Origin of the sequence: Rhodoferax ferrireducens (assembly GCF_003347515.1) — a bacterium.
Lineage (GTDB): Bacteria > Pseudomonadota > Gammaproteobacteria > Burkholderiales > Burkholderiaceae_C > Rhodoferax.
Genome location: NZ_QEII01000256.1, coordinates 91994 through 114905, shown reverse-complemented (window position 1 = coordinate 114905; position 22912 = coordinate 91994). Strand labels below are relative to the sequence as shown.

The 22912-nt window shown below is 56.7% G+C and carries 19 protein-coding genes; 17 read left to right on the top strand and 2 right to left on the bottom strand.

Annotation, left to right across the window (positions count from 1 at the left end; all coding sequences use genetic code 11):
- Positions 1-17: 17 nt before the first annotated feature.
- From C5P05_RS09190 to C5P05_RS09165, 6 genes are all read left to right on the top strand, one after another.
- Positions 18-1913 (top strand): propionate--CoA ligase, encoded by a 1896-nt coding sequence (locus C5P05_RS09190; protein WP_114969539.1) that lies wholly within the window; start codon positions 18-20, stop codon positions 1911-1913.
- 183 nt (positions 1914-2096) lie between these two features.
- Entirely contained in the window at positions 2097-4997 is a 2901-nt protein-coding gene (locus C5P05_RS09185) for a 2-oxoglutarate dehydrogenase E1 component (protein ID WP_114969538.1), read from the top strand.
- Positions 4998-5118: 121 nt separating this feature from the next.
- Positions 5119-6375: a 2-oxoglutarate dehydrogenase complex dihydrolipoyllysine-residue succinyltransferase gene (gene odhB, locus C5P05_RS09180; protein WP_114969537.1), complete on the top strand. Its 1257-nt coding sequence runs from the start codon at positions 5119-5121 to the stop codon at positions 6373-6375.
- 89 nt (positions 6376-6464) lie between these two features.
- Positions 6465-7892, top strand: a complete 1428-nt coding sequence (gene lpdA, locus C5P05_RS09175) for a dihydrolipoyl dehydrogenase (protein WP_114969536.1) — start codon at positions 6465-6467, stop codon at positions 7890-7892.
- A gap of 78 nt (positions 7893-7970) precedes the next feature.
- Complete coding sequence (gene zapE / locus C5P05_RS09170) at positions 7971-9068, top strand: cell division protein ZapE (protein ID WP_114969535.1); 1098 nt, start codon at positions 7971-7973, stop codon at positions 9066-9068.
- Positions 9065-9691, top strand: a complete 627-nt coding sequence (locus C5P05_RS09165; protein WP_114969534.1) for a hypothetical protein — start codon at positions 9065-9067, stop codon at positions 9689-9691. The genes zapE and C5P05_RS09165 overlap by 4 nt, the downstream gene beginning before the upstream one ends.
- Positions 9692-9738: 47 nt before the next feature.
- On the opposite strand, the gene C5P05_RS09160 is transcribed toward C5P05_RS09165, so the two are convergent.
- Positions 9739-10500 carry a PP2C family protein-serine/threonine phosphatase gene (locus C5P05_RS09160; protein WP_114969533.1) on the bottom strand — a complete coding sequence of 254 codons (762 nt, stop codon included), beginning with the start codon at positions 10498-10500 and terminating at the stop codon, positions 9739-9741.
- Between the two features lie 113 nt (positions 10501-10613).
- Here C5P05_RS09160 and C5P05_RS09155 point away from each other — a divergent pair, with 113 nt between their 5' ends.
- Both C5P05_RS09155 and C5P05_RS09150 read left to right on the top strand, forming a co-directional pair.
- Positions 10614-10817 carry a YdcH family protein gene (locus C5P05_RS09155; protein ID WP_114969532.1) on the top strand — a complete coding sequence of 68 codons (204 nt, stop codon included), beginning with the start codon at positions 10614-10616 and terminating at the stop codon, positions 10815-10817.
- Between the two features lie 3 nt (positions 10818-10820).
- Complete coding sequence (locus tag C5P05_RS09150) at positions 10821-12833, top strand: ATP-dependent DNA helicase (RefSeq protein WP_114969531.1); 2013 nt, start codon at positions 10821-10823, stop codon at positions 12831-12833.
- Here C5P05_RS09150 and C5P05_RS09145 read toward each other — a convergent pair.
- The gene (locus C5P05_RS09145; RefSeq protein WP_114969530.1) at positions 12796-13602 is read right to left on the bottom strand and encodes an outer membrane protein assembly factor BamD; all 807 of its coding nucleotides are present in this window, start codon (positions 13600-13602) and stop codon (positions 12796-12798) included. The genes C5P05_RS09150 and C5P05_RS09145 overlap by 38 nt on opposite strands.
- A 14-nt stretch (positions 13603-13616) precedes the next feature.
- Between C5P05_RS09145 and C5P05_RS09140 the strand changes: the two genes are divergently transcribed.
- The 9 genes from C5P05_RS09140 (at position 13617) to hisS (ending at position 22900) form a co-directional block, all read left to right on the top strand.
- Entirely contained in the window at positions 13617-14627 is a 1011-nt protein-coding gene (locus C5P05_RS09140; RefSeq protein ID WP_114969529.1) for an RluA family pseudouridine synthase, read from the top strand.
- Positions 14628-14757: 130 nt separating this feature from the next.
- The gene (scpB, locus tag C5P05_RS09135) at positions 14758-15450 is read left to right on the top strand and encodes an SMC-Scp complex subunit ScpB (RefSeq protein WP_114969528.1); all 693 of its coding nucleotides are present in this window, start codon (positions 14758-14760) and stop codon (positions 15448-15450) included.
- Positions 15447-16832, top strand: a complete 1386-nt coding sequence (locus C5P05_RS09130) for a pseudouridine synthase (RefSeq protein WP_114969527.1) — start codon at positions 15447-15449, stop codon at positions 16830-16832. Before scpB ends, C5P05_RS09130 begins: the two co-directional genes overlap by 4 nt.
- Positions 16833-16983: 151 nt before the next feature.
- The gene (gene ndk, locus C5P05_RS09125) at positions 16984-17409 is read left to right on the top strand and encodes a nucleoside-diphosphate kinase (RefSeq protein WP_114969526.1); all 426 of its coding nucleotides are present in this window, start codon (positions 16984-16986) and stop codon (positions 17407-17409) included.
- An 8-nt stretch (positions 17410-17417) separates the two neighbouring features.
- Positions 17418-18554 carry a 23S rRNA (adenine(2503)-C(2))-methyltransferase RlmN gene (gene rlmN / locus C5P05_RS09120; RefSeq protein WP_114969525.1) on the top strand — a complete coding sequence of 379 codons (1137 nt, stop codon included), beginning with the start codon at positions 17418-17420 and terminating at the stop codon, positions 18552-18554.
- A 3-nt stretch (positions 18555-18557) separates the two neighbouring features.
- Positions 18558-19394 (top strand): type IV pilus biogenesis/stability protein PilW, encoded by an 837-nt coding sequence (gene pilW / locus C5P05_RS09115; RefSeq protein WP_114969524.1) that lies wholly within the window; start codon positions 18558-18560, stop codon positions 19392-19394.
- Positions 19387-20304 carry a helix-turn-helix domain-containing protein gene (locus C5P05_RS09110; protein ID WP_114969523.1) on the top strand — a complete coding sequence of 306 codons (918 nt, stop codon included), beginning with the start codon at positions 19387-19389 and terminating at the stop codon, positions 20302-20304. The genes pilW and C5P05_RS09110 overlap by 8 nt, the downstream gene beginning before the upstream one ends.
- The gene (gene ispG, locus C5P05_RS09105; protein WP_114969522.1) at positions 20304-21578 is read left to right on the top strand and encodes a flavodoxin-dependent (E)-4-hydroxy-3-methylbut-2-enyl-diphosphate synthase; all 1275 of its coding nucleotides are present in this window, start codon (positions 20304-20306) and stop codon (positions 21576-21578) included. Before C5P05_RS09110 ends, ispG begins: the two co-directional genes overlap by 1 nt.
- Before the next feature lie 8 nt (positions 21579-21586).
- A complete protein-coding gene (hisS, locus tag C5P05_RS09100; protein ID WP_114969521.1) occupies positions 21587-22900 on the top strand; it encodes a histidine--tRNA ligase in 1314 nt (437 codons plus the stop codon).
- Positions 22901-22912 lie beyond the last annotated feature (12 nt).

The following is a 22912-nucleotide window of genomic DNA, read 5'->3' as shown; positions in this document are numbered from 1 at the left end:
CCGACCGGAGACAAATAATGACAGCGTATGCCGAATTCCACCGCCAATCCCTTACCGAGCGCGACGTTTTTTGGGCCGAACAGGCCAAACTCATCGATTGGAAAACCCAGCCCCAGCAGATTTGCGACTACAGCAACCCGCCTTTTGCCAAGTGGTTTGTGGGCGGCACCACCAATTTGTGTCATAACGCGGTGGACCGGCACCTCAAGGACCGGGCTCACCAGGCGGCGCTGATCTTCGTTTCCACCGAGACCAACGAAGAGAAGGTGTATTCCTTCCACGAGCTGCACGCCGAAGTGCAGCGCATGGCCGCTGTGTTGAAAGAGTTGGGTGTTCAAAAGGGCGACCGGGTGCTGATTTACATGCCCATGATTGCCGAGGCCGCCTTTGCGATGCTGGCCTGCGCACGCATTGGCGCAATCCACTCGGTGGTGTTTGGCGGCTTTGCCTCGGGTTCGCTGGCGTCACGCATTGAAGACGCAGAGCCGAAACTGGTGATCAGTGCTGACGCAGGTTCGCGTGGCGGCAAAGCCGTGGCGTACAAGCCCTTGCTGGATGAGGCCATTCGCCTCTCAAGCTACAAACCCGAGGCAGTGCTGTTGGTGGATCGTCAGCTGTCGGCCATGGATTTGGTCGCGGGTCGCGACCATTTGTGGGCAGCGCTGCGTCAAAAACACATGGATACCGTGGTGGAATGTGAGTGGGTCGATGCCACGCACCCCAGCTACACGCTCTACACCAGCGGCACGACCGGGAAACCCAAAGGCGTGCAGCGCGACACCGGCGGCTACGCCGTGGCGCTGGCTGCCAGCATGAAGCACATCTACTGTGGCAATGCCGGTGAAACCTATTTCTCCACCAGCGACATCGGCTGGGTCGTGGGCCACAGCTACATCATTTACGGACCGCTGATTGCCGGCATGGCGACCATCATGTACGAGGGGCTGCCCACCCGTCCTGATGGTGGTATCTGGTGGAGTCTGGTCGAGAAGTACAAAGTCACCGTGATGTTCAGCGCTCCCACGGCGGTGCGGGTATTGAAGAAGCAAGACCCGGCCTTGCTCACCAAATACGATCTCTCCAGTCTGCGTGCCCTGTTTCTGGCCGGCGAACCGCTGGATGAGCCGACCGCCAAGTGGATCAGCGAAAGTCTGGGTAAACCCATCATTGACAACTACTGGCAGACCGAGACCGGCTGGCCGATCCTGTCCCTTTGCAATGGGGTTGAACAGGCCTCCAGCAAGTTTGGCTCACCGGGCAAGGCTGTGTATGGCTTCGATGTCAAGTTACTGGATGACCAGACCGGAGAAGAGTTGACCGGGCCGAACCAGAAAGGCGTGGTTGCCATTGAAGGCCCCTTGCCCCCGGGTTGCCTGCAGACGATCTGGCGTGATGATGAGCGCTTCGTCAAGACGTATTGGTCCAGCGTACCGGGCAAAATGGTTTACAGCACCTTTGACTGGGGCATTCGCGATGCCGATGGTTACTTTTTCATTCTGGGCCGTACCGATGACGTGATCAATGTGGCCGGGCACCGCCTGGGCACCCGCGAGATTGAAGAGAGCATCTCGGCCCATCCCAACATTGCCGAGGTGGCGGTGGTGGGTGTGGCCGATCAACTCAAGGGTCAGGTGGCCATGGCGTTTGCCGTGGTGAAGGATGCGAGCCTGCTGACGGACGAGGCTTCACGTCTCAAACTGGAGGGTGAAATCATGAAGCTTGTCGACACGGATCTGGGTGCCGTGGCCCGCCCGGCGCGCGTACGCTTTGTTAGCACCTTGCCCAAAACGCGCAGTGGCAAGCTGCTGCGTCGGGCGGTTCAGGCGGTCTGCGAAGGACGCGATCCGGGCGATTTGACAACCATGGATGACCCGGCTGCACTGCAACAGATCAAGGATCTGATGACGGTTTAGTTTGACGCTGAAAAGAGGCGTCAAATTTGGGTGCTGCTTTTGGTGGCACAATCGAGAGAGTTACTAGGCCCTTCCATCGCCACAGTCGCATCCGCTAAACGGTCCAGCCGTGACGCGGAAGGTTAATCAACAACAGCTTTAACCAGCTAATGTTTCCTCAAGGGAAACGGAGTTCAGCGAAAAATGAGTGAGACCACGTCCCAAGGGACGAATCCGACGTCGTCGGCTTCTTCTGTATATCAAGCCTATCAGGCCAATACCTATCTTTTTGGTGGCAATGCGCCGTACGTCGAAGAGATGTACGAAAACTACCTGGCCAACCCGGGCAGCGTGCCCGACACCTGGCGTGACTACTTCGATGCATTGCAGCATGTGCCCGCAGTGGATGGCAGCAACGCCAAAGACGTTCCGCACCAACCGGTGATCAATGCTTTTGCCGAGCGCGCCAAGCGCGGTGGCACCAAAGTTGTCCTGGCCAGCGTGGATGCCGAAATGGGACGCAAGCGCACGGCTGTGCAGCAATTGATTGCCGCATACCGTAACGTGGGTCAGCGCTGGGCTGATCTGGACCCTCTGAAGCGCACCGAACGCGACAAAATCCCTGAACTTGAGCCCTCGTTCTATGGCTTCAGTGACGCCGATCAGGAAGCGGTGTTCGACACCAGCAACACCTTCTTTGGCAAAGACAGCATGAGCTTGCGCGAGCTGATGAACGCGTTGCATCAGACGTATTGCGGCACGATTGGCGCCGAATACATGTACGCCACGGACCAGAACCAGAAGCGCTGGTGGCAACAAAAGCTCGAGAGCATTCGCAGCAAGCCCACCTTTACCGCAGAAAAAAAGAAGCATATTCTTGACCGTCTGACGGCGGGCGAGGGCTTGGAGCGTTTTCTGCACACCAAATATGTGGGACAAAAACGGTTTTCACTCGAAGGCAGCGAAAGCTTCATTGCCTCCTTGGACGAGCTCATTCAACTGGCTGGCACCAAAGGTGTTCAGGAGATCGTGATCGGTATGGCCCACCGTGGCCGTCTCAACGTGCTGGTGAATTCGCTGGGCAAAATGCCCGCCGATTTGTTCGCCGAGTTTGACCATACGGCGCCGGAAGAATTGACCAGCGGTGACGTGAAATACCACCAGGGCTTCAGCTCCGACGTGACTACCCCCGGCGGGCCGGTGCATTTGTCGCTGGCGTTCAATCCATCGCATCTGGAAATCGTGAACCCGGTGGTGGAGGGCTCCGTACGCGCCCGCATGGACCGCCGTGGTGACCAGCACGGCAAGCAGGTGCTTCCGGTGCTGGTGCATGGCGACGCGGCATTTGCCGGGCAGGGTGTGGTCATGGAAACCCTGGCGCTGGCTGAAACGCGTGGTTATTCCACGGGCGGCACGGTGCACCTCGTGATCAATAACCAGATTGGATTCACGACCAGCGATCCACGCGACAGCCGCTCCACCCTGTATTGCACCGACATTGTCAAGATGATTGAGTCGCCGGTGCTGCACGTCAATGGCGACGACCCCGAGGCGGTGGTGCTGGCCACGCAGCTGGCGCTGGAGTTCCGCATGGAGTTCCGCAAGGACGTGGTGGTGGACATCATCTGCTTCCGCAAGCTGGGCCACAACGAGCAGGACACACCTGCGCTGACGCAGCCCCTGATGTACAAGAAGATCGCTCAGCATCCCGGTACGCGTCGTCTGTATGCCGACAAGCTGTCGGCCCAAGGTATGGGTGCTGATTTGGGTGATGAAATGGTCAAGGCCTATCGCGCTGCGATGGATGCCGGCAAGCACACGGTAGATCCGGTGTTGACCAATTTCAAAAGCAAGTACGCGGTGGACTGGACGCCCTACATGGGCAAGAAGTGGACTGACGCGGGTGACACCGCGATTCCAATGGCCGAGTGGAAACGTCTGGCAGACCGCTTGACGACCATTCCCTCCACTATCGCGCCGCACCAGTTGGTGAAAAAAGTGTACGACGACCGTGCGGCCATGGGCCGTGGTGACATTCCGGTGGATTGGGGCATGGGCGAGCACATGGCTTTTGCTTCACTGGTGGCCAGCGGCTACCCGGTGCGTCTGAGTGGGGAAGACTGCGGTCGTGGAACCTTTACCCACCGTCACGCGGTGGTGCATGACCAGAATCGTGAGAAGTTTGACGAAGGCACTTACACCCCGCTGCAAAACGTGGCGGATGGTCAGGCGCCGTTCGTGGTGATCGACTCCATCCTGTCTGAAGAAGCCGTGCTGGCATTCGAGTACGGTTATGCGTCCAATGACCCCAACACGCTGGTCATCTGGGAAGCCCAGTTTGGTGACTTCGTCAATGGCGCGCAGGTGGTGATCGACCAGTTCATCGCCTCGGGCGAGGTGAAATGGGGCCGCGTGAACGGCATCACGCTGATGCTGCCGCACGGCTACGAAGGTCAGGGGCCTGAGCACAGCTCGGCGCGCCTGGAGCGTTTCATGCAGCTGAGTGCCGACACCAATATGCAGGTGGTGCAGCCGACCACGGCCAGCCAGATCTTCCATGTGCTGCGTCGTCAGATGGTGCGCAATATCCGCAAGCCGCTGGTGATCATGACGCCGAAGTCCCTGCTGCGGAACAAGGACGCGGCGTCGCCCCTGTCCGAGTTCACCAAGGGCAGCTTCCAGACCATAATTCCTGAGCACAAAGAGCTGAAGGCCGACAAGGTCAAGCGAGTGGTGGCCTGCTCGGGCAAGGTGTACTACGACCTGATCAAGAAGCGCGAGGAAAAGGGCGTAGATGACGTGGTTGTCTTGCGCGTGGAGCAGCTTTATCCGTTCCCGCACAAGGCGTTTGCAACCGAGCTCAAGAAGTATCCCAATGTGACCGATCTGGTGTGGTGTCAGGATGAGCCGCAAAATCAGGGCGCCTGGTTCTTCGTGCAGCATTACATTCACGAAAACATGGTCGATGGTCAAAAACTGGGCTATTCGGGTCGGGCCGCCTCTGCCTCTCCGGCCGTGGGTTACTCGCATCTGCACCAGGAGCAGCAAAAGGCGCTGGTCGAAGGCGCGTTTGGCAAGCTTAAAGGCTTTGTCCTGAGTAAATAGTTTTATTGAATCAGTGGCGGGACAGCGCTGAAGGCCTGTTCCGCAAACCCTCAAAAGCAAGTTGGGGACAGTGCTGAAGCCCGTCCCGCAAACTTCGAAAAAATATACCGAAAGAATTGATATGGCTATCGTAGAAGTGAAAGTTCCGCAGTTGTCGGAATCCGTGGCTGAGGCCACCATGCTGCAATGGAAAAAGAAGGTCGGTGAAGCCGTCGCGATCGATGAAATCCTGATCGAGATCGAAACCGACAAAGTCGTGTTGGAAGTGCCAGCTCCCGCCGCCGGTGTGCTGGTCGAATTGGTGGTGGGAGACGGTGCCACCGTGGCCGCCGAACAGTTGATTGCCAGAATCGACACCGAAGCCAAGGCCGGGACAGCGGCGGCTGCCGTGCCAGCCTCTGTTGCCGTGATGACGTCTGCGCCGGCTGCGGCCGCGACCGCAGGGAGCTCGATGGCCGGGGTGCCGATGCCCGCGGCGGCCAAACTGATGGCGGACAACCAGCTTGCCGCCGGCTCAGTGCCCGGTACCGGCAAAGATGGTCGGGTGACCAAGGGTGACGTGCTGGGTGCGGTTGCTTCCGGATCTGCTCCCAAAGTGGTAGCTGCTCCCGCAATGCCGGCAAGGGCTACAACCGCTTTATTGCCTCAAGTGGCCGGGCCTGTCGTCTCCCTGGGCGAGCGCCCCGAGCAACGTGTGCCCATGAGTCGTTTGCGCGCCCGCGTGGCGGAGCGTCTCTTGCAGTCGCAGTCCACCAATGCCATTTTGACCACCTTCAATGAAGTCAACATGGGCCCGGTGATGGAAATGCGCAAGCGCTTCCAGGAGAAGTTCGAGAAAGAACATGGCGTCAAGATCGGCTTCATGAGCTTTTTCGTCAAGGCTGCGGTTCATGCCCTCAAGAAGTTCCCGATGCTCAACGCCTCAGTCGACGGCACCGATATCGTCTACCACGGCTACTTTGACATCGGTATTGCAGTGGGCTCGCCCCGCGGCCTGGTGGTGCCGATTCTGCGTAATGCGGACCAGATGAGCTTTGCCGAGATCGAGAAGAAGATTGCCGAGTATGGCGCCAAGGCGCGTGACGGCAAGATGAGCATGGAAGAAATGACCGGCGGTACCTTCTCCATCAGCAATGGCGGCACCTTTGGTTCCATGCTGTCGACACCCATCATCAACCCGCCACAGTCGGCCATTCTGGGCGTGCATGCGACGAAGGACCGCGCCATGGTGGTCAACGGGCAAGTGGTGGTGCAACCCATCAACTACCTCGCCATGAGCTATGACCACCGCATCATCGACGGCCGCGAAGCCGTGCTGGGCCTGGTCGCCATGAAGGAAGCGCTGGAAGATCCGGCCCGCCTGCTGTTTGACATCTAACAGCCACGCCTGACAGACCCACCCATGTGGACGGACTCCGGGTCCATCGCATCGGTGGGTTTTTCTGCAACTAATTTACTGGAATTCTCATGAGCAAACAATTCGACGTGATCGTCATCGGCGGTGGCCCTGGGGGCTATATCGCGGCCATTCGTGCGGCGCAACTGGGTATGAACGTTGCCTGCATCGACGAATGGAAAAACAGCAAGGGCGGTCCGGCCCTGGGCGGCACCTGCACCAACGTGGGTTGCATCCCGAGCAAGGCGCTGCTGCAGTCCTCCGAGCACTTTGACCATGCCAACCATCACTTTGCCGACCACGGCATTGAAGTGAAGAGTGTGACCATGGATGTGGCCAAAATGGTGGCGCGCAAGGATTCTGTGGTCAAGCAGAACAACGACGGTATCCAGTACCTGCTCAAGAAAAACAAGGTTGCCTTCTTCCACGGCCGCGCCTCCTTTGTGAAAGCGGTCGAGGGCGGCTACGAGCTCAAGGTGGCCGGTGCGGCCGAAGAATCGCTGGTGGGCAAGCAAATCATCGTGGCCACCGGGTCAAATGCCCGGGCCTTGCCCGGCACGGCGTTTGATGAGGAAACCATTCTTTCCAATGACGGTGCGCTGCGCATCGGCACACTGCCAAAGAAACTGGGCCTGATTGGCTCTGGCGTCATCGGACTTGAGATGGGTTCCGTCTGGCGTCGTCTGGGTTCTGAAGTCACTATTCTGGAAGGCTTGCCTACCCTTTTGAGCGTGGTGGATGATCAGATTGCCAAGGAAGCAAGCAAAGCCTTCGTCAAACAAGGACTCAAAGTTGAACTCGGCGTCACTGTCGGCGAGATCAAGAAGAGCAAGAAGGGCGTGAGCGTCGCCTGGACCAATGCCAAGGGCGAAGCCCAAACGCTGGAAGTGGACAAGCTGATCGTCTCGATTGGCCGCGTGCCCAACACCATTGGCCTGAACGCCGAAGCGGTGGGCCTGGCGCTCGACGAACGTGGCGCGATTGTCGTGGACGATCAGTGCCGCACCAGCTTGCCGGGTGTGTGGGCGGTTGGCGACGTGGTGCGCGGCCCGATGCTGGCGCACAAGGCTGAGGAAGAAGGCGTTGCCGTGGCTGAGCGCATTGCCGGTCAGCATGGTCATGTCAACTTCAATACCATCCCCTGGGTGATATACACCAACCCCGAAATCGCCTGGGTGGGCCGCACCGAGCAGCAGCTCAAGGCCGATGGCGTGGCTTTCAAGGCCGGTACCTTCCCGTTTCTGGCGAATGGACGCGCGCGCGCATTGGGCGATACGACCGGCATGGTCAAAATGCTGGCCGATGCGACCACGGACGAAATTCTCGGTGTGCACATCGTCGGCCCCATGGCCAGCGAATTGATTGCCGAGTGTGTGGTGGCGATGGAGTTCCGGGCCAGCAGCGAAGATATCGCCCGTATTTGCCATGCGCATCCGTCCCTGAGCGAGGCGACCAAGGAAGCCGCGCTGGCAGTGGACAAGCGCACGCTGAACTTCTAATTTATATAAAAAATGCCGTTTGCGCACGTGCAGTATGCGCAAGCAGCTATTTAATTTATAGCAATTTTGGTTCACTCTTTGCGCGTCAAAGCAGCTTATCAAGCCGAGCTCGTCGCCCGTGGGTACATCGCAGATCCCGCGCAACTGCGCGCTGTGGATGCCTTGGAGGTGTGCGCTCGGGCGTGGGCACATTTCAAGGAAAAACGCTCCAACTCTTTCAAGAAGCTGATCAACCGTCCCGACATTCCACGCGGTGTTTACATGTATGGTGGGGTCGGGCGGGGCAAAAGCTTCTTGATGGATTGCTTTTTTGGTGCGGTCCCCTTGAAGCGGAAAACCCGTCTTCATTTTCATGAGTTCATGCGCGAAGTCCATCGCGAGCTGGCGGGCCTGCAGGGGACCGTCAATCCGCTCGATGTGCTGGCCAAACGCATTGCGAAAAAATACCGTTTGATCTGTTTTGATGAGTTTCACATTGCCGACATCACGGACGCCATGATTCTTCATCGCTTGTTGGCAGCCCTGTTTGACAACGGGGTGGGCTTTGTTGCGACATCGAACTTCAAACCGGATGAGCTGTATCCCAACGGGCTGCATCGTGACCGTATTTTGCCCGCGATTGCCTTGCTGAACGAAAAACTCCAGGTCGTCAACGTGGACAACGGTACCGACTACCGCCGCCGTACGCTGGAGCAACTTAAGCTCTACCACGTCCCGCTCGGTGCCGAGGCAGACGTGGCTATGCGTGATGCATTTGACCGTCTGGCAGAAACGCAGGATGAAGACCCGACTTTGCATATCGAAGCTCGTACGATTCAAGCCCGCCGAAAGGCCGGTGGCTTGGTCTGGTTTGACTTCAAAACGCTGTGCGGTGGGCCCCGCTCGCAAAACGATTACCTGGAGATTGCATCGCAATTTCATACCGTGTTGTTGAGTGATGTGCCCCACATGCCGGTGCGCATGGCGTCGGAAGCGCGTCGCTTTACCTGGCTGGTGGATGTGCTTTACGACCGGCGTGTCAAGTTGATCATGTCAGCGGCAGTGCCACCGGAAGGTTTGTACACCGAAGGCCCCCTGGCCCACGAGTTTCCGCGTACAGTGTCTCGCTTGAATGAAATGCAATCCAGCGAGTTTTTGGCTTTGGAGCGTCGTGTCGTTGACACAAGTTTGACATGAAGAGACTATTTTTAACGTTGGCGCTGTTTCTGATCACCGCTACGGCGTGGTCTCAACCAACAGACGCTGGCACTGGCATCGTCCCGTCTGCTGCAGTAGATAGCGAAGGTGAGCGTAGCCGTATTCAGGCTGAGCGGGCGCGCGAGGCGGCGCGTTATCAGTCCGACGAAGCGGCCTGTTATGCACGGTTTGCGGTGTCCGATTGTCTGCGCAAAGCGCGCGCGCAACGGCGCGAAGTGCTTGGCAAGCTTCGCCAGCAGGAGCTTGCGCTCAACGACGCTGAGCGCAAGCGAAAGACGCAGGAGCAGCTTGAACGTATCAAGGAAAAGTCCTCAGCCCAACAGATGGAAGAAGAGGCTGCCCGACGCCGTGAAGCCCGCGAGGCGCGGCAAGAGCGGGAGGAGCGCGCCAGACAGAAAACTGCCGCATCCGGTCCCGCGACGCCAGGTCGGGTGGGCGCAAAGAAAACTATTGAGCCGGGGCGTTCAAAGGAAGCGCTTGCCGAAGAACAAAAGCAATACAACGACAAACTGAAGGAGGCGCAAGAGCACCGGGCCAGTCGGGAAAAGAGCAATAGCGAGAAATCCGGAACCTCGTCAAAACCATTGCCTGTGGAGCCCTGAGGCCAGTTCGTTCAGGCGTCTGGCCCAGACTGTCATTGGGAACCGAATTACGAGCCGAGCGGCTCCAGCTTGACCACCACCAGGGACAGGTTGTCACCTCCGCCATGGCCTCGGGACCGGGCTTTTTCTATCAAGAATTCGGTTGCTTCCCGGGCTGACAGGCTGGAAAGGATGGATCCGATTTCCGCAGTATTGAAGTAGTGCCAGACGCCATCACTGCAGGCCATCAAAACGTCACCGGCGCGCAGTTTGGGGATGAAGTGGATATCCACCGGAGGATCGCTTTCTGTTCCCAGGCAGCCCATGAGAATATTGGACTGGGGATGGTTGCTGGCCTGTTCCTCGGTGATCTCGCCGCGGTTGACCAGCACCTGAACGTAGGAGTGATCCATCGTTCGCTTGATGAATTTGCTGCCATGGTAGTGATAAATTCGTGAGTCACCTGCATGCGCCCAGTAGCAATCGCCCCCAGGATTGATCAAGAATGCCGCCACCGTGCTGTGGGGCTCTTCCTCCGATGAAATAGCAGTCAATTTGATGACCGTGTGCGCTTCCTGGACCAGCTGCATCAGCGCGGCCGGTGTGTCGTCGGTCTCTGGAGAGTAGCGCTCAAACAACTGCTTGGCGGTCATCATGACCTGATCGGAGGCTTTTCGCCCACCACTGCGCCCGCCCATGCCGTCGGCAAGCACAGCCAACACGCATCCAGTGACGCGGGCGTGGCTTAACAATATGACCTGATCTTGCTGGTAATCACGATCACCCTTGTGGATGCCCGTTGATGCGGTGAGTCGGTAGCCTTTGGACATGATGGACAGCTTAAAAGCCTAGACCCCGATAAATGCGTTTGAAAGTCGTATTATCGAACCAACTCATGACTTAACCAAGCGCGATAGATTCGTGTTTCTTTCACCCTGATATTTTGGAATCCAACCTGCATTCTCCCGAACGTCGACTGATTGAGCTGCGCATCGAGCATGGCGATCTTGATGCCATGATCGACCGCGCAAATGATCAGAATCCGCTGGATGAGCTTTTGATGCGGCGGCTCAAGAAACGGCGGCTGGGCTTGCGCGACGAAATGACGCGAATTGAGCGGATTCTGACGCCTGACGAGCCTGCTTGACGAATGAGCTTGCAGGATCTAGTTCGCGAAACTTTCGCGCCGGGCGGTTTGTTGTCGCGCACGGTGGAGGAGTTCGCACCCCGGGAAGGACAAACCGAGATGGCAACGGCGATTGCACGTGTCATTGATGAGGGTGGGGTGCTGGTGGTGGAGGCGGGGACGGGCATTGGCAAGACATATTCATATCTTGTGCCCGCTTTGTTAAGTGGCGCACGTGTATTGCTTTCAACGGCAACCAAGACCCTGCAAGATCAGTTGTTTGGCCGGGACCTGCCGCAATTGACCGAAGCATTGGGTCTGCCGGTGCGCATCGCTTTGCTCAAGGGCCGTGGCAGTTATTTGTGCCTGCATCGTCTGCACGAAGCCCGGCAACATGCGCACCTTCCTGATCGCGTGACGGTGCGGACTTTGGCGAAGATTGAGGAGTGGGCGCAAGTCACGCGCACGGGCGACCTTGCGGAGCTACCGGGGCTTGATGAGCGCTCGCCTGTTATTCCAGTGGTTACCTCTTCGCGTGACAATTGCCTGGGCTCGCAGTGCCCCGAGTTTCGGACCTGTCATGTCAACCAGGCCCGGCGGGAGGCGTTGGCGGCCGACGTTGTTGTCATCAACCATCATTTGTTTTTTGCCGATTTGGCGGTTCGCGAGTCGGGCATGGCCGAGTTGCTGCCTTCGGTGCGGACCGTCATTTTTGATGAGGCACATCAGCTCAATGAAACGGGCGTGCAGTTTCTCGGCAGGCAATTGAGCACCGGGCAGCTCGTCGACTTTGCCCGCGATATGCTCGCCTGCGGTCTGCTGCATGCCCGCGGACTGGTTGATTGGCAAACACTGGCGTCTGATACTGAGCACGCCGCACGTGATTTGCGCATGGTAGTGGGCAAGATTGATCCCGGTGCCAAGCTGCGCTGGGTCGGCGTGGCGCCGGAGCAGGTGAATGCGTCGGAGTGGACAGATGCGTTGGATGACCTTCACGCGGCATGTACGCGAGCCATGCAGGCACTCGATACAGTCAGTGAAATCGCGCCTGACCTGGTGCGCTTGAGCGAGCGAGTCAACGCATTTATCGAGCGGCTGGAGTTTTTCTCGGGATCTTGTGCGCTTGACTCAGTGCGATGGCTCGATGTTGGCGCGCAGCTAAGGCTGATTGAGTCGCCGCTGGATATTGCGAACACAGTCCGGACGCGGCTCATCCAACCGATAGAGGAAGATGGGGCGCAGCGGTCCTGGATATTTACTTCCGCCACCTTGGGGAGCGACGCCAAATTGAAGTGGTTTACCGAGCCCTGTGGCCTGACTGACGCTGAAGTTCTGCGAGTGGGCAGTCCGTTTGACTATTCCACGCAAGCCGCCGTGTACGTGCCACTGCATTTGTCGAAGCCAAGTGACCCTCGCCACAGCGCGGAGGTGGCGGATCTTGTGGCCCGAATCGCGCCGGTGATTGGGGGCCGCACCTTGGTTCTGACGACAACCCTGCGCGCTTTGCGCACTGTTAGCGAGGCATTGCAGCGGCATTTTTTAGACTCTGGGGCTCTTGAAATTCTGGTGCAGGGAGAGCAACCGAAGCGCGAGCTGATAGCGCGTTTTCGCCTTGGCAACCGGGACGGCGGTTCCGGTTGCATTCTGGTGGCGTCAGCTTCTTTTTGGGAAGGCGTGGATTTGCCTGGAGACACGCTGCAACTGTTGGTTATTGACAAGCTTCCTTTTCCGCCGCCAAACGATCCGCTGGTGGAGGCGCGTACCAAGCGTCTGGAGGCTGCCGGCCGCAGCGTTTTCAACAGTTACTTTATCCCCGAAGCCGCCATAGCCCTCAAGCAAGGAGCTGGTCGACTGATTCGGCGCGAATCCGATCGTGGTGTGCTGGTGGTTTGTGATACCCGATTAGCCCTCATGGGCTACGGTAAACGGTTGCTGGCAGCATTGCCGCCGATGCGAAAAATCGGCTCGGAAGAGGAATTGCTAGAGGCGCTTAATGCGCTTACCAGACCTTCCACCACGGATCCGTGCTGGCTTTGAAGCCGCGGGTCAGGTACTCAGACTGGGGGTAGTTTTTTTCGAGTACTCGTTTTGCATCGTCACGCAGCGGCATCATGCCCAGCGCGTCATAGGATTTAACGATGATGAAGAGCGCCTCTTCGGAGGCCGGCAAGCCCTGGTAGTCGGAGACTGCGACTTGTGCCCGGTTAATCGCTGCCACATAAGCGCCCCGGTTGAAGTAATAGCGCGCAACATGCACCTCGTACTGGGCCAGGGAGTTGACGATATAGGTCATGCGCAGGCTGGCATCAGGCGCGTAACGGGATGCCGGAAAACGGGTGACCAATTCCTTGAAAGATTCGAAGGATTCTTTGGCTGCCTTTTGATCCCGTTCCGCCAGATCCTGGCGGGTAATCGCCGCGAACATGCCCAAATCGTCATTGAAATTAATAATGCCCTTAAGGTACAAGGCGTAATCAAGCGCCGGACTGGCGGGATGCAATTTCATGAACCGATCCAGGGTGGCAATGGCCTGGGCCGCCTCGCCAGCTTTGTAGTGAGCGTAGGCCTTGTCAAGTTGGGCTTGTTGCGCCAACGGGGTTCCGGCGGCGCGACCTTCAAGTTTTTCAAAGAGAACGACCGCTTTGTCGTACCCACCGGAGTTCAGCTCATCTTTGGCTTCAGCGTAGATCTTGTTGGGGCTCCATCCAGCCGTCTGGTCTACTGGGGTGGTCGAGCATCCAGCCAGCAATAGTGCTGCACCTGCCAGCGACCAGGCGCAGACAACGGATAATTTGGCTTGAAGCATGAGGGACAACTTTCTTGAAAAATACCGAATTGATTATATCGAGCGGACTCGATAGTGAAGATACGGAAGACCGGGCAGACACTGGTCCGGACGTGGAGTTACGCCGCCTGAATTTTGGTGAGGCTCAGCATGGACTGCGTCTCGATCAGGCTCTGGTCGAGTTGGTCCCGGAATTCTCCCGCAGTTATTTGCAGCAGTTGATTGATTTGGATGGGGTCACGATCAATGGGAAATTAATCCGGAAACCATCGACTCGGGTCAAAGCTGCAGATGTTGCGACTATTGAATTGCGCCCGACGCCTCAAAGCCAGGCGTTCAAGCCGGAAATGATGGCGCTGAATGTGGCCTACGAGGATGAGCATTTGTTGGTGATCAACAAGCCTGCTGGATTGGTGGTTCATCCGGCGCCCGGCAACTGGAGTGGCACCCTGCTGAATGGCCTGTTGGCCTATGACGCCAAGGCCGCTAATTTGCCGCGCGCCGGGATTGTTCATCGATTGGACAAAGATACCAGTGGTTTGATGGTTGTTGCCCGATCGCGTCTGGTGATGGATGCGTTGATTCGACTAATCGCCGCGCGAGAGGTCAGTCGCCAATATGTGGCATTGGCCCATCGACCCTGGGTGGGTGCACGTACGCGCGAAGTCAATGCCCCCATGGGCCGGGATCCACGTAACCGGCTGAGGATGGCTGTGGTTGATATGAGTAAAAATCCTGGAAAGTTGGCCAGAACAGACATAGAACTCCTTCAAAACGGCGATCAAGGGTGCCTGGTTCGATGCACTTTGCACACGGGTCGAACTCATCAGATTCGCGTTCATATGGCGGCGATCAACCATCCGTTGGTCGCTGATGAACTCTATGGAGGCACGGTCGCGGCAGGCATGCACCGACAGGCCCTTCATGCATGCCGTCTCGCCTTTACCCATCCTGTGACTCTCATGCCCATGGTTTTTCAGGCCATCTTGCCGGAAGATTTGGAGCAAGCTCTGAGCCAGTGGGGGCTGGCATATAATGTGAACTGATAGCTATAAATATAGCGCCCCGGCACACGGCCGTGGGTAAGCGCTGCGGATTCATCAATCTGCCTGCTGCGCCCCAATGAATCTTACTGATTTTGCACCTTGACGGTGTGTTTTCCGGAACCGCAATACCATGAATACGGCGGATGCCAAGCGCGTACTAGAGACTGCGCTAATTTGCTCGCAGCAACCCTTGCAAGTGCGCGATATGCGTGTGTTGTTTGACGACGGCTTAGGCGTGGATACGCTCAAAATTCTGTTGCAGGAGCTTCAGCAGGATTGGGCGCAGCGTGGGGTGGAGCTGGTTAGCGTAGCCACAGGTTGGCGTTTTCAAAGTCGGCCTGAAATGAGGGCGTATCTTGATCGACTGCATCCTGAAAAACCGCCTCGTTATACCCGTGCAACGCTGGAAACACTGGCTATCATTGCCTACAGGCAGCCGGTGACGCGCGGCGATATAGAAGACATACGGGGTGTGGCGGTTAACTCCCTTCTTCTCAAGCAACTGGAAGACAGGGGCTGGATTGAGGTCATTGGTCATCGCGAAGCCATAGGGCGCCCCGCGCTTTTTGCGACGACCAAGCATTTTTTGGATGATTTGGGGCTTGAATCCCTTGATCAATTGCCGCTGCTGGAGACACCAGCGCAGCAGGCTGGTGCCTTGGAGGCTCTCAGTATTGGCAAACTGGCTTCCCAAGCTGAGCTGGACATTTCTACCGCTATAGCCCCGACAGTGAATGACGACGGCGAAGCGACACAAGCGGTCACAACTGGCGATACCGGTTCTGGCGGCGATTTATTTTTCTTGATGGGGACTCAACCATGACCGTACACAATGCCGACACTCCGGCTCAGATAAAAGCGGATTCCTCGAATCAGCCGGACGAGCGGTTATCTGAGGGGGGAAACGCAGGGGCTGAGGTACCTGCCACGGTAGATGAATCAATTCGTGACGTGACCTCGCAACTTCGGCCTGCAGACGACAAGAAGCTGGCATCAGCCAATACAGAAAATCGTTTTGACGACGTGGTGTCCGGCCAGTTCGACGCGGATGAAGAGAGTTCAGACGTCGTCCCGGCAAAGCGTGTACTTGCGCCGATGGCGGAAACGCCTAAATTGCATAAAGTCCTTGCGCAGGCGGGCATGGGTTCGCGACTTGAGATGGAGCAGTTGATCATGGAGGGCCGCATCACGGTCAACAATGAACCGGCTCATATCGGTCAGCGGATTCAATTTGGCGATCACGTCAAAGTCAATGGCAAGCCGATCAGGTTTCGAATTGACGCGCCGCCCGCACGGGTCATCGCTTACCACAAGCCTGTTGGCGAAGTGGTGACACACGATGATCCACAAAATCGTCCAACCGTGTTTCGCAGACTGCCCAAGCTGTTTCAAGGCAAATGGCAATCGGTGGGGCGACTGGATCTCAATACCGAAGGCCTCTTGCTGTTTACCAGTTCAGGGGAGTTGGCAAACAACTTGATGCACCCCCGTTTTGGACTGGAACGGGAGTATGCCGTGCGAGTGCTTGGGGCTCTGAATAAGGACGAGAAGCAACGGCTGCTTGAGGGGGTCAAACTCGATGACGGAGTAGCTCAATTCGGCTCAATTGAAGAGGGTGGCGGTGAGGGCTCAAACTGCTGGTACCGAGTCACGATTTCTGAGGGGCGCAACCGGGAGGTTCGCCGCATGTTTGAAGCGGTCGGCCATGCGGTGAGTCGATTGATACGAATTCGGTATGGTGCCATGGTTTTGCCCCGGGGTCTCAAGCGCGGTGCCTGGATGGAGTTGGACGAGGGCGATATTAAGTCATTGATGCAAGTAGCCGGCACGCGAAGTTCCAGGGCGCAGGGGGATGAGGCCGGTCCAGGCGGACCGGACGTGTCGCGACGCGATGCGTCGGGTCGTGAGCCCGGAGCGCGCAATCAGCGTCGAGGCGGGCGTGGCAATGGTCCACGCAGCTCAGGAAGCGGCCAGCGTAATGCATCGGCCGGCGGAGCCAAGGATATTGGACAAGGCCGGAAGAGTCGTGCGGAGCCTGGCGATCGGCAAGCGGGGGCGGCTCAGCCGGACCCGATGAAAACAGCTTTTGGCTATATTGGTGCCGATAGTTTCACGCGCCAGCGGCAGGACCAGGGGAGTGGCCAAGGCCAACGACGTGGTGGCGGTTCGGGGGGCGGGCAACGTCGAGGTGGACGAGGACGTTAACAATTTCGTCGACACAAGCATTGTCATTGAGTTTTAGGATTGCGCCGCATGGGCTATTTTCCAACCCAAGTCATTTGTTGTGGCATACAGGTTAAAATTCTTGGCTTTGCCCGACGGGCAAATATTTAAATATTAAGTTCAGGAAAAACTCATGACTATCGAACGTACTCTCTCTATTATTAAACCCGATGCGGTTGCCAAAAATGTTATTGGGCAAATTTACGCACGTTTCGAAGCTGCCGGCCTGAAGGTGGTCGCAGCCAAGATGGTTCAGTTGTCACGCGGTGAGGCTGAGGCTTTTTACGCAGCGCACAAAGAGCGTTCTTTTTTCAAAGACCTCGTCGATTTCATGGTTTCCGGCCCTGTCATGATCCAGGCTCTGGAAGGCGAAAATGCCGTGTTGAAAAATCGTGACCTCATGGGTGCGACCGATCCGAAAAAAGCAGCCCCTGGCACCATCCGTGCTGACTTTGCTGACAGCATTGATGCCAACGCTGTTCACGGCTCCGACGCTGTTGAAGCGGCCGCAGTTGAAGTGGCCTTCTTCTTCGCCGGCATGAACGTTTACTCCCGATAAGTCATTCAATGACGGTCAATTTGCTCGATTACGACCTCGAGGGTTTGGCCGTTTTTTGTGAGCGGCTGGGCGAAAAGCGGTTCCGCGCCGTCCAGCTGTTTCGATGGATTCATCAAAAAGGCGCGGCCAGTTTTGATGATATGAGTGATCTCGCAAAGTCCTTGCGCGAGAAGCTCAAGGTTGGTGCCCATGTTAAAGCACTGGATGTGATCTCGGAGCACATTTCGTCAGATGGCACCATCAAATGGTTGTTTGACGTTGGGGGGGGTGATGCGGTTGAAGCCGTTTTCATTCCTGAAGTTGATCGCGGAACGCTCTGTATTTCTTCGCAGGCCGGTTGCGCTGTTGGGTGCCGGTTTTGTTCCACGGGGCACCAAGGCTTTAGCCGAAACCTGAGAGCCGGTGAAATTGTCGCCCAATTGTGGTTTGCCGAGCATTTCTTGAGAAAGCATCTGCAGCGTAATGAACGTGTCATTTCGAACGTGGTGATGATGGGCATGGGCGAGCCCTTGCAGAATTATTCCGAATTACTACCTGCATTGCGCGTCATGCTGGATGACCATGGCTATGGCTTGTCACGACGGCGTGTGACGGTTTCAACATCGGGTGTTGTTCCGATGATGGATCGCCTGGCACAGGACTGTCCAGTTGCGCTTGCCGTATCCCTGCACGCGCCGGATGACGCTTTGCGGGACAACCTGGTGCCGCTTAATAAAAAATATCCGATTGCCGAGTTGCTGGAAGCCTGCAATCGTTATTTGGCCTACGCGCCGAGAGACTTTATTACTTTTGAATACTGCATGCTTGATGGCGTTAACGACCAAGCCGAGCATGCGCATCAACTGGTGAGCTTGGTCCGTCAGTATGCAAGTGGCGGAGTTTGGTGCAAGTTCAATCTGATTCCGTTTAACCCATTTCCTGCATCTGGTTTGATTCGATCTGCGCCAGAACAAGTCAAGGCTTTTGCCGCAATATTAAGTGACGCCGGAATTGTCACAACAATACGTAAAACTCGCGGCGATGATATTGATGCGGCGTGTGGTCAGTTGGCCGGTGACGTTAAAGATCGTACAGGTATCAGCCAGAGAATCGCGCGTCAACGCACGGTGATGCTGAAGCCGTTTGCGGCGTTCAAGGAGACTTGAGGCATGAATATGAATGCGGCGAGATGGTTTCAAATCAAGCGATGGTTGTTCTCAGCTTGCCTGCTTGCGGCTGGATTGGCCGGCATTTCTGGCTGCGCTTCAACATCGGCTGGGGCTGGACCCGCGGGCAGCGGGGTGGAAGTTGTGACTGATTCGGATGAGCCCGAGGCGCGCAAGCGTGCTCGTATTCGGCTCGAACTGGCGGTTGGCTATTTTGAGCAGGGGCAAACGACTATCGCCCTGGATGAACTCAAGCAGTCCATTGCTGCGGATCCCGCATATGGTGACGCCTACAGTCTGCGCGGCCTGATTTACATGCGCCTCAATGATTTCCGGTTCGCAGAAGCGAGTTTCAAAAAGGCACTGTCCATCAGTCCGCACGATTCGAATGTCATGCACAACCTTGCGTGGTTGCTCTGCCAGCAAGCGCGCTACCCCGAGGCGCAGCAGCTCTTCTCCCAGGCACTCTCAAACCCGCAGTATGGAGAGCGGGCCAAAACCTTCAGGGCTCAAGGCCTGTGCCAGATGAGGGCTGGTTTGCGAGAAGAAGCTGAATTAAGCCTGTTGAAGTCTTACGAGTTTGATGCGGGCAATCCCATCACGGCGTACAACCTGGCGACTTTGCTGTTCCAGCGAGGCGATTTCATTCGCGCACAGTTCTATGTCCGGCGCCTGAACAACAGTGAGCTGGCAAATGCGGAGTCTCTTTGGTTGGGGATCAAAGTTGAACGGCGCATGGAAAATCGTGATGCCATGCTGCAGCTTGCAGCCCAGTTGGTGAAACGTTTTCCACAGTCACGCGAGACTGGCGCTCACCAACGGGGTGCATTCGATGAGTGAGAATATTTCACCGAACTCTGAAGATATGACCTTCGATCGGACGTCGGCGGCGCAGATATCTGGCGGTGCCATGCTGCGACAAGCGCGCGAAGCGGAAGGGTTGCACATAGCTGCACTGGCTGTCTTGCTAAAAGTTCCCGTCAAAAAACTGGATGCGCTTGAAACAGACAGATTTGATCTATTACCAGACGTGGTCTTTGTTCGCGCTCTTGCTGCCAGCGTTTGTCGAACCCTGAAAATTGATCCGGCTCCAATATTGGAGAGATTGCCACACACGATGGCACCACGACTGAAGACGGATGAGTCGGGAATCAACACACCGTTTCGTGTCGCCGGAGATGGGGTGGGTTTCCTGTCCTGGAGCCAACTCTCCAAGCCTTTTGTTCTGGCTGTTCTTTTGCTTCTGGTTGGTGTGGCCGCACTTGTTCTTCTTCCATTCATTCAGCGAGCCGGACTTGGCAGCGTCCCGGGGTCTGAGGCGACTGGCTCGATTGTGTCACTCCCAACGCTGGCGCCAATGATCTCTGAGAATTCGCTACCTGCTGAGGCGGTGGCGGCATCCCAGGAACCCGCCTTGCCACCGGCAAGTGCCGATGCGCCATTGGCAGTTCGTCCTGCGTCCGCTGCATCATCGAGTGTCCTGCCTGCGATGGTGTCTGGTTCGGGTGAAACAACAGGATTAATCGTCTTTAAGTCGCATGGCGTGTCCTGGATTGAAGCCGTTGATGCCAGTGGGGTGGTTCAAGTACGCAAAACCATGACAAATGGAGAGACCGTTGGTGCATCTGGCGTCATGCCGCTTTCGGTGGTGGTGGGGCGGGCCGATACCATGGAGGTTCAGGTGCGTGGCAAGCCATTTGATCTGACGCGCATTGCAAAAGACAACGTTGCTCGTTTTGAGGTGAAGTAATGGATTCTTTATTGCCGATTAATTCAGCGAGACCCAAAGCGAGCCGGTCCCGTCAAGCTCGTGTAGTTTGGGGTGCAAATATCATCACCGTCGGCGGTGATGCGCCAGTGCGTATTCAGTCCATGACCAATACGGACACGGTCGACGTCATCGGCACCGCAATTCAAGTCAAGGAATTGGCGTTGGCCGGGTCCGAGTTGGTGCGCCTGACCGTCAATACACCGGAGGCGGCACAGGCCGTGCCACACGTTCGGGAGCAACTTGACCGGATGGGCGTGGATGTTCCTTTGATTGGCGACTTCCATTACAACGGTCACCGATTGCTGACTGATTTTCCGGCGTGCGCACAAGCCTTGTCCAAATACCGGATCAACCCCGGCAATGTGGGCAAGGGCGACAAGCGCGATAAGCAGTTTGGATTGATGATTGAAGCGGCGATGCGATGGGCAAAACCCGTCCGTATCGGTGTGAACTGGGGAAGCCTGGATCAGGAATTGCTGGCGGGCTTGATGGATGAAAACAATCGCCGACCCAAACCCTGGGATGCCAAGTCGGTCATGTATGAAGCTTTGATTACTTCAGCCCTTGCCTCTGCTCGTCGCGCTTCGGAGATGGGCATGGATGAGAATCAGATCATTCTTTCGTGCAAAGTCAGTGGCGTGCAGGATCTGGTTTCGGTCTATCGCGAGCTGGCCAAGCGTTGCGACTACCCGCTTCATTTGGGTTTGACCGAGGCCGGAATGGGGACCAAGGGAGCAGTTGCTTCTGCGACAGCGCTTTCCATTTTGTTGCAGGAGGGCATCGGGGACACAATTCGCGTTTCCTTGACACCTCAGCCGGGCGAGGCCCGAACCCAGGAGGTGGTGATTGCCTGCGAGATTCTTCAATCGCTGGAACTGAGATCATTTGTCCCCAGCGTCACTGCCTGTCCCGGCTGTGGTCGTACCACCAGTACAACCTTTCAGGAGCTTACCAAGCAGATTGAAGACTTCCTGAGGGCTCAAATGCCAATCTGGCGAGAAAAATATCCAGGCGTGGAAAAGCTGAAGGTCGCGGTGATGGGTTGCATCGTGAATGGGCCAGGTGAAAGCAAGCATGCTGATATTGGGATCAGTCTGCCTGGTACCGGGGAGGCGCCAGCCGCCCCGGTCTTCATTGATGGCGAAAAACGTCTGACCTTGCGCGGGGACACGATTGCGCAGGAATTTCAGAAGATTGTTGAAAACTATGTTGAAAAACGTTTTGCTGTTCATGCGACTGCCGAAACGTCTTGAATGAATTCATGAGTGAAAAAGAAATTGGGACAAAGTCAGAGAAACTGACCGCTGTCAAGGGCATGAACGATGTTCTGCCCCCGGATTCAGCAGCGGTTGAGTGGCTTGAAAATAGAGTGCGCATCTTGATGGCACGCTACGCCTACCGGAACATTCGCACGCCAATCGTTGAGCGTACGCCGCTGTTCGTGCGGGGGTTGGGGGAAGTCACAGATATTGTTGAAAAGGAGATGTACTCCTTTGAAGATCGCCTTAACGGCGACCCATTGACGCTTCGTCCTGAAGCTACTGCCGGAGTGGTGCGGGCGGTTGTGGAGCATTCCATGTTGTACGACGGTGGCAAGCGTCTGTATTACATGGGGCCGATGTTTCGGCATGAACGACCACAGCGCGGGCGTTATCGCCAGTTCGACCAAATCGGCGCCGAGGCGCTTGGTTTTGGCGGGGCAGAGGTGGATGCTGAACTTATTTTGCTAGCGGTTGCGTTGTGGAAGGATGTGGGTTTGACCGATGTTCGACTCGAACTTAACAGTCTGGGTCAACCTCAAGAACGTTTGCTGCACCGACAGGCCCTCATTGCCCATTTCGAACTGCACGCGGATATGCTGGATGAAGATGCCAGGCGGCGTTTGTACAGCAACCCACTTCGGATTCTCGATACCAAAAACCCGGCAATGCAATCGGTCGTCGAGTCGGCTCCGAGGCCGCTCGACTATTTGGGGGAAGCCTCACTGGCCCATTTCAATACGCTGAAATCCATTCTGGATGCCAACGGTGTTGCGTACACAGTTAACCCGCGTCTGGTTCGGGGCATGGACTACTACAACCTGACAGTATTCGAATTCACGACGGACCGGCTGGGTTCGCAAGGCACGGTTTGTGCTGGCGGCCGTTATGATTATCTGGTCGAGCAATTGGGTGGGAAGCCGGCACCGGCGGTTGGATGGGCGCTCGGAGTAGATCGGGTGTTGGAGCTCATCAAAGAGCAGGGTTTGGGCACGGTAGTGGAGCCTCTTGATGCCTATGCGATCGTGCCCGATGTTCTTGCCCTGCCCTTGGTGTTGCAGACATTGCAGTCGTTAAGAGCCGTAGGTGTCAGTGTTCAAATGCACACCAGTTCGGGTGAAGGCATGGGCAGCATGAAGTCTCAATTCAAACGAGCCGACGCCAGCGGAGCTCGTCACGCCCTTATTTTTGGTGCGGATGAGATTTCCAGGAACCTGCTGACCGTCAAGTCGTTGCGTGATGGCAGTGGTGCCCAGGTCACCAAATCTCTCGCTGACATTGCTGACTGGGCGCCCACCCTACAATCGCGGACTTAATTACACATTCTC